Origin of the sequence: Endozoicomonas sp. ONNA1 (assembly GCF_024606325.1) — a bacterium.
Classification (GTDB): Bacteria; Pseudomonadota; Gammaproteobacteria; order Pseudomonadales; family Endozoicomonadaceae; genus Endozoicomonas_A.
Map to the genome: position 1 here is coordinate 1 of NZ_JAHHPN010000060.1, position 7,351 is coordinate 7,351.

Sequence of the window (7,351 nt, forward strand, 5' to 3'; positions counted from 1 at the left end):
GAAGCAGGAATTTTTAGACCAATTTATTGCAACCGCAGTAGGACAGCCTTAAGTCTGACAGGCTGCTAGCGCTTAATGTAGCCCTCCAGGGAGCCAAAAGAGACTTCCACTCCTCATTGCCAGACCAGATGGACTCATCCCACAACGGCAGAGGATTTCCTGCCAGATCAAGAAGATCAATCTGATCAAAGAGCCCCAACGCTTCTGCACGCTCCTTGAGGACACGACCGATACGAACACTCTGGGATTCCCTGCGGTGACTTCCACTAACAATTGTCAGGTTCATCAAAACCTCTTTCAACCATTCCGATTATTAAGTACAAGAAAATAATAACCAAAATATTCCACCGAAGCGAAGCCAGCTTGACCTGAAAGGCCAAGCCCAGAGATTTAAACTCCGACCTATTTAACGACTTTCAGATGTGGCTTGCCAGACTTGCGGGGAGTTTTTTTGGACTCCTCTTCTTTTGCAGGTGGTGTTTCCTGAGACTCCGGACCTGATACAGCCTCCAATTCAAGATGAGAAGCCCCTACCTCTTCCGACTCAGCGAAGGGCTCTACTTCGAACACCATACCCTGCCCGTTCTCGCGGGCATAGATGGCCATCAATGCTTCTACAGGAACCACTATGGTCAACGCCTCACCGCCAAAGCGACCATCAAAGGTTATGACATCATTTCCCATATGCATGGCACGCACCGCTGCAGGGGAAATGTTAAGGACTATTTGATTGTCCTTAACGTACTCTCTGGGTACCTCGACCCCTTTCCTGGCAGTATCCACCAGGATGTATGGGGTGCAGTCATTTTCAAGAATCCAGTCATACAAGGCTCTGGTAATGTAAGGACGACTGCTGGTCATTGTCATAATCTGTCTCCATCCAGGCTAACTTCCGACGGCTGCCTGACCCCAGGCCAACTCATCCTTCGCACCATCAATAGCCAATATAGAAGAAGTCCTTTAACCCTCTCCAGAAAAGAGGTATCGCCGAAGCGGGGCAAAGCTACTTTTTAGCACCTCAACGGCAAAGCGCAGCACTTTTTCGACACCCTCTGAAACAGAGAAAACTTCTAATATGCCAAGAGCTGAAAAACCATCTGTCAACCAGAGATTCAACGACACTCTTAGCTCATGGCTGCTTAGCCAGATTCTTAAATTCCGGCAGTCATACTGCCGGGATCCACCTCAAATCAAAGAGTGTCACGCATCTCTTTTTCAATTTCAGACAAGCTCTCTTTGAAGGACTCACGCTCAAACAAACGTTCAGCATAATCCAGGATAGCCTGCCCCTGCCTGGGCAGTTCAATACCCATCGCTGACAGCCTCCAAAGGATTGGGGCTACACAGCAGTCCACCAGAGTGAATTCATCACTCATAAAGAATGGCTTTTCAGCAAAAATAGGCGCTACGGAGAGCAGGCTTTCACGAAGCTCTTTACGAGCACGGGCCGCAGGCGTCTCTTTGGTTTTTGGATCCGTAATGATATCCACCAAGCTGCACCAGTCTTTCTGGATGCGGTGCATCATCAGACGACTCTGGGCACGGCTGACCGGATAAACGGGCAACAAAGGAGGATGAGGAAAACGCTCATCCAAGTACTCCATCATGACGCTTGGCTCGTAAAGCACCAGCTCACGATCGACCAGAGTTGGAAGACTATTGTACGGGTTGAGATCAGACAGTTCCTGAGGCAGATTTTCAGGATTTACATCCTGAATGTCTACCGCGACCCCTTTTTCGGCCAGAACAATACGAACCCTGTGACAGTAGTGGTCAGATGGATCCGAGAAAAAAATCATGGATGACTTTTTGGCAACTACAGCCATGAAATACCCCCGCCTCATGCAAAGGAAATGAGCTCCCAATCGAGCCAGCCTACTCATTCGATCCCATAAATCGGACGAGCAATGCTGGCCTGACGGGCCGACACAATAAAATAACGGGTTATCTTAGCAAACTTTACGCCCTGCGGAATAGAGACCCTGGAAACTTTCGTAACACAAGGGGACAATAACTCTAAGAACAACCCGAAAACCTGAATAAATATTCAAAACCCGCTATAACCAACAAGTTGTCTCAGAAGCTGTTAATACGCTTATGAGAAAAGCCAATTACTTCCAGCCAGGAACCGCACTCCCCTTAAACAGCTCCCTGGCTTTCTCCTCCACTGCCGGAGTGTGGTAAGACTCGACCAGAGCCCTGATGCGGGGATCATTCTTATTGTCCTCGCGCGCCACAATCAGATTGACATAAGGAGAGTCTTTACCTTCTACCAGCAGTGCGTCACGCTCTGGCAACAGCCCTGCTGGCACAGAGTAGGTAGAGTTGATGAAAGCCAGATCAACGTCATCCAGAGAGCGGGGTAATTGCGCAGCATCCAGCTCGATGAACTGAAGTTTTTTTGGATTTTCAACAATATCAGCCGGTGTCGCTTCCAGATTATTAATGTCTTTCAGCTTGATGAAACCCTTTTTGTCCAAAAGGATTAGCGTACGACCTTCGTTACTTGGGTCGTTAGGAATCGCTACTTTGGCACCGTCTTTAAGCTCACTGATATCTTTGATTTTTTTGGAGTACGCGCCAATCGGGTAGACAAAAGTATTTCCAACAGCTGCCAGCTTGAAGCCACGATCACGAATCATGCTGTCCAGATACGGCCTGTGCTGGAAGGCGTTAGCATCAATAGAACCGTCAGCCAGAGCCACATTGGGAGAAACGTAGTCAGAAAACTCAACCAACTCAACATCTACACCGTGATCTTTTTTAGCAATGTCAGCGGCCACTTTCATGACGTCAGCTTCCGGCCCCGCCATAACACCCACTTTCAAAGGGCCTTCTGAGGCATTCTCAGAGCCACATCCCGCCAACAGGACACCGCCCGCCACAAGCGCCGCAACTGCGAGTGACTTTAATTTATTGACTGCAAACATTCTTCACTTCTCCATTCAGCCAGTCACATTGGACAAACCACTGAAACAGCCTGCCCCATTCAATAATTTAAATTCGCAAACAATCAGCGAGTTCTGTCGTAATAATTTTGCAAACGGTCACCAATACTCTGTATCAGCTGCACCAGCACAATAAGCACCACAACAGTGGCGAGCATGATGACGCCATCAAAACGCTGGTAGCCGTAGCGGATGCCCAGATCACCAAGACCTCCACCACCGATGGCACCTGCCATGGCCGAGTAACTGACCAGAGTCACCAGAGTAATAGTCATACCATTAATCAGGCCGGGGCGCGCTTCAGGCAGCAATACCCGACTGACGATCTGCAAAGGTGTTGCGCCCATGGATTGGGCTGCTTCAACCAGTCCGAAAGGTACTTCATTGATGGCGCCTTCAGCAATGCGAGCAACAAATGGGATAGCTGCAAGGGTCAGTGGCACAATCGCAGCTGTTGTCCCGATGGAGGTTCCCACCAGCAGGCGAGTCAGGGGAATGATCGCCACCAGCAGTATAATAAAAGGCACAGAACGTGTAGCGTTGACGATAGCACCCAGCACTGAATTCAAAACCGCATTTTCTTTAATACGACCGGGCTTGGTAATATATAGCAACACACCAAGCGGAATACCAAAGAGAAAACTGAGCCCACCAGACACCACTGTCATGTAAAGGGTTTCCCAGAGTGCCTTCCCCAGAAGAAGCCAGGAATCAGCTGACATAACCCACTACCTCCACCTGTACATTATCCCTGAGGAACGTCATGGAAGCCTCAACATCTGACTCCTCGCCCATAATTTCTACCATCAGAAAGCCCATGGACTTACCATGAACGGTTTCAATGTCGGCTTGCAGAATCACAAAATCAGTACCAAACTGCCTTGCCGCCCGGGTAATTAAGGGCTCCACCACCCGACGCCCTACAAAGGTAATCCTTACAACCGGCCTTGAGCCTTCGGTCGGCTCTGACTGAAAGCGGCTTTCCACTTCAGCCGCCGGCTTTTGGTGGATGGCACTGCAAACAAACTCTCTGGACAATTCCGTTTTTGGATTCAGGAAGAAGGATTCGACATCATTCTCTTCAATCAGTTGACCATGGCTTAGTATGGCAACTCGATCGCAAATCGTTTTAACAACATCCATCTCATGAGTAATGATCAGCACTGTGATCTTCAACTCACGATTAATATCCTTCAAAAGTCCAAGAATGGATCGTGTGGTCTGAGGGTCAAGCGCAGAAGTTGCCTCATCACACAAAAGAACCTTTGGCTTACTGGCCAGGGCGCGAGCAATAGCCACCCTCTGTTTCTGACCACCTGAAAGCTGAGAAGGATAGCTGTCCCGCTTTTCTTTCAAACCGGTCAGATCCAGCAGGGGAATCACCGCCGTTTCTATTTCTTGTGAACTGGCACCGGCCAGTTCCAGTGGTAGAGCAATATTCTGATAAACAGTTCGACTCGACAGCAGATTGAAGTGCTGGAAAATCATGCCAATGTTGTGGCGGACCAGACGCAGTTCTTTCCCGGTCAACTGAGTGAGGTCCTGCCCGTCCACAATGACCCGGCCCGAACCGGGACGCTCTAACATATTGACACAACGTATCAGCGTACTCTTGCCAGCGCCGCTTGAGCCAATCACACCGTAGATTGATCCTTCAGGCACAGTGAGGTTAATCCCATCCAGCGCCTTAAGCTCTCTACCTCCTACCTTAAACACCTTGGTAAGGTTTTTCAGTTCTATCATCATTACTCCTGCCTGATTCAGATACAATCAGGTCATGGCCGACTGAGGTATATTCAGTCAGTTCAATCAATTCGTCTACCTTGATGGTTTTCAATGGGAGCTGGTCATGCTGTCGACTCGGATTACAGCCTTGAGGTCCGCCAGGCGACCTCTTTTTCACGACCAAAAAAAAACCACTCTGTGCTAAACAGAGTGGTTTTTCATGAATGCGTTCATAACCCCTTCTTTTAGCCGTATTTCTAGAGCGCCCGCAAGCCAAGACAAATCAGCGCATTCCTCAAAAGCCTAAACGACAAAAAAACCAAAGTCAACTGCTCTGCTTTCCCAGCAGGAATGTAAGCGGAAGCATGGCCTCAAAGATCAACTAGCGAACACCCGAAGCAATAGCACTGACACCAGCAATACTGCAAAGAACCAGCAAGGCATGGCGCATAATTCTTTGATCAATTCGGGGGGATACATGGGAAGCGGTTTTACTCCCCAGCAATACAGCTGGAAGCAGCATCAGGGCATCTTTAAAGTCATCAAGACCCACCATGCCTGCTACTGATAGAAATATCAGTGAGATAGTACTGCTGAAAACAAAATAAATGGACATGCTGGCCCGGATTTTGTCACCGGTTTCGTTCTGCATGACCAGGGCTACCGGAGGCCCGCCAATAGACGATGTTGTGCCTGTGATACCAGAAACAACACCAGCGACAAACAAGCTGGATTTAGTCGCTCGAATCTTTACAGAAAACAGACTCACAAAAACGGCCATCAGCACAGCCAGACCAATAAAAAGACTCATGTGCTCTCTGGAGGCCACTGCCAAAAGATAAGCTCCCAGCAGTGAACCCGGAATTCTGCCAGCCACAGCATACTTCATCTCTGCCAAATCCAGTGCCCCCCGATACTTTCTGACCGTCAGGAGAGAAAGGAACATAGCCATGCAGATCAGGGTAGCCGGCACCAGAGAGGGTGCAACGATATAGAGAATAGGTGCGGCCACCACCGCCATACCAAAACCGACCATGCCCTGGATCAGAGCCCCCAGGAAGACAACGAGCATGGCTATTAGTTGCGGGTACAGACTCAAATCCATAACATCACTGAAACATCAAATATCGAAAGGGGATATAAATATAACCGTTTGCTATGAAAAGAATCTACTGTCATTTATACCCATAAAAGGCGTATCACGACAAAAGACGTTTATCTTCCAAACAACTCCCTGTAATGCTTTCTACAGAATGAAAGGTAATTGTCGTTACCTCCAACCTGAACCTGACTGCCGCAGTTAATCAAAAAAATCAATAAATTGCATGATTTCATTTGTTCATTAACCAAGTCCAGAGCTTGGAATGAGCACCCGCTTATCACCTATCATGGTTCCCCGGAGGAAAGTCGGCCATTGTGATTGGTCCAGCTTTACCGATGGATTCAGCGGTTCAATGAACTTTTTACTTCTGGCTACGTATTCCTGTTTCTGCGTTTCTGAGAGATGTTGTTTGCCAGCAGAATTTACTACCCTATCAATCGTGCGGCAGAAATGATCATACATTTTCCGGGGATTAGACAAATTACCGGAAATCATCGGAATAACGCACTGACCAACAATACCTGCATCGGTTTCACTCAGTAACTCACTCCACGTTTTTCCCAAAGAACTGTTCAACTGAAACAAAATATTTGATAAGTGATGTATGAATCGATTTTCATCATAGTTATGCCGATGTATGTCCCACGTTGGTAAATGGGTTTCAAGATCTTCAAGGTTAAATGCCAGTTGGCCCAGGGCTTTTCTGGTAGACTTCAGATATTCCAGCGTTTTTTTGGCCGACTTCTCACACTCCTGCCATTCTTCTATCTTTTGGTCTTGTTGTTCCTGCGAGCATGTGGAAATGGAGCTTTCAAAGCACTCTTTCTTCTGCTGAAAATCCTGTTTTACCCTGGTGTACTCATTATGGAAGGCCGTTTTAATCTTTCTCACAACATCGGCAATGGCAATGATTACATGGATATCAGCATTTTTTAGCATGCTGGCTCGTACCGCATGATAAAAATCATGCTGCATAAACACGAGAATCAATATTGCAGATAAGTAGTCAGCAGTTTTTGGCAAAGGATGCCCAGGAAACGGAATGGCCATGTCTCTGTATCCTTTCAGGCCGCCGGTTCTAATATCTTCAGGTGTACTGCTCCCGATCACTGGATTGATTTTATGGGCTTCTTTCTGACAAAAACTGTCAATAAAAGCCTGTCGCAACGTGATCGACGGGCATATCATCCACCCAGTCCACCAGCAATCAACAAATAAAACCCAGAAATCTCTGCTTAGCAGGGCTTTTTTCATCGTTTTCTGCCCTCCTTCTTCTTCACCAAAGCCAATTGGGTACTTGCAGGACCAGAAACCTGCTTCAGCCGGAGATGCTTTTTTAAGCAAACGCTTCATTTCCATGATGATGGAATCGACATCAAAAGAAGAATCGAGAAAAAACCTCTCTGACTTTTCCAATGATAACTTTATGATTTCCCAGTTGACTTTATTCGCGTTTCCCTTATCGTCAAACAGCTTGTGATGCACAATCTTAAATGAATTTATATTCTGGATACCTTCCAGGTAAACGCCCTGCAGGGTAACCAGGGTTGCAAATTCATTGCGGCTGATTTTCTTT

At 47.4% G+C, this 7,351-nt stretch carries 9 protein-coding genes; all 9 read right to left on the reverse strand.

The window, feature by feature from the left end:
• Positions 1–13 precede the first annotated feature (13 nt).
• Complete coding sequence (locus KDK19_RS01305) at positions 14–286, reverse strand: NADPH-dependent FMN reductase (protein WP_257252696.1); 273 nt, start codon at positions 284–286, stop codon at positions 14–16.
• 116 nt (positions 287–402) lie between these two features.
• Positions 403–867, reverse strand: coding sequence for a ClpXP protease specificity-enhancing factor (locus KDK19_RS01310; RefSeq protein WP_257279953.1), 465 nt, complete (start codon positions 865–867; stop codon positions 403–405).
• Between the two features lie 93 nt (positions 868–960).
• The gene (locus tag KDK19_RS01315) at positions 961–1,122 is read right to left on the reverse strand and encodes a hypothetical protein (RefSeq protein ID WP_257291185.1); all 162 of its coding nucleotides are present in this window, start codon (positions 1,120–1,122) and stop codon (positions 961–963) included.
• 68 nt (positions 1,123–1,190) lie between these two features.
• Complete coding sequence (locus tag KDK19_RS01320) at positions 1,191–1,826, reverse strand: glutathione S-transferase N-terminal domain-containing protein (RefSeq protein WP_257252699.1); 636 nt, start codon at positions 1,824–1,826, stop codon at positions 1,191–1,193.
• Positions 1,827–2,111: 285 nt separating this feature from the next.
• Positions 2,112–2,930 (reverse strand): MetQ/NlpA family ABC transporter substrate-binding protein, encoded by an 819-nt coding sequence (locus KDK19_RS01325; RefSeq protein ID WP_257252701.1) that lies wholly within the window; start codon positions 2,928–2,930, stop codon positions 2,112–2,114.
• An 83-nt stretch (positions 2,931–3,013) separates the two neighbouring features.
• A complete protein-coding gene (locus tag KDK19_RS01330; RefSeq protein ID WP_257252703.1) occupies positions 3,014–3,670 on the reverse strand; it encodes a methionine ABC transporter permease in 657 nt (218 codons plus the stop codon).
• On the reverse strand, positions 3,660–4,691 hold the full coding sequence (locus tag KDK19_RS01335) for a methionine ABC transporter ATP-binding protein (protein WP_257252706.1): 1,032 nt from the start codon (positions 4,689–4,691) through the stop codon (positions 3,660–3,662). The genes KDK19_RS01330 and KDK19_RS01335 overlap by 11 nt, the downstream gene beginning before the upstream one ends.
• 364 nt (positions 4,692–5,055) lie before the next feature.
• The gene (locus KDK19_RS01340) at positions 5,056–5,778 is read right to left on the reverse strand and encodes a sulfite exporter TauE/SafE family protein (protein ID WP_257252704.1); all 723 of its coding nucleotides are present in this window, start codon (positions 5,776–5,778) and stop codon (positions 5,056–5,058) included.
• A 237-nt stretch (positions 5,779–6,015) separates the two neighbouring features.
• On the reverse strand, positions 6,016–7,351 hold a 1,336-nt coding region (locus KDK19_RS01345), incomplete at its 5' end, for a hypothetical protein (protein ID WP_257291186.1).

Coding starts and splice junctions, on each gene's coding strand:
- KDK19_RS01305 (WP_257252696.1), bottom strand. CDS start 286: ATGAACCTGACAATTGTTAGTGGAAGTCACCGCAGGGAATCCCAGAGT.
- KDK19_RS01330 (WP_257252703.1), bottom strand. CDS start 3,670: ATGTCAGCTGATTCCTGGCTTCTTCTGGGGAAGGCACTCTGGGAAACC.
- KDK19_RS01325 (WP_257252701.1), bottom strand. CDS start 2,930: ATGTTTGCAGTCAATAAATTAAAGTCACTCGCAGTTGCGGCGCTTGTG.
- KDK19_RS01320 (WP_257252699.1), bottom strand. CDS start 1,826: ATGGCTGTAGTTGCCAAAAAGTCATCCATGATTTTTTTCTCGGATCCA.
- KDK19_RS01310 (WP_257279953.1), bottom strand. CDS start 867: ATGACAATGACCAGCAGTCGTCCTTACATTACCAGAGCCTTGTATGAC.
- KDK19_RS01335 (WP_257252706.1), bottom strand. CDS start 4,691: ATGATAGAACTGAAAAACCTTACCAAGGTGTTTAAGGTAGGAGGTAGA.
- KDK19_RS01340 (WP_257252704.1), bottom strand. CDS start 5,778: ATGGATTTGAGTCTGTACCCGCAACTAATAGCCATGCTCGTTGTCTTC.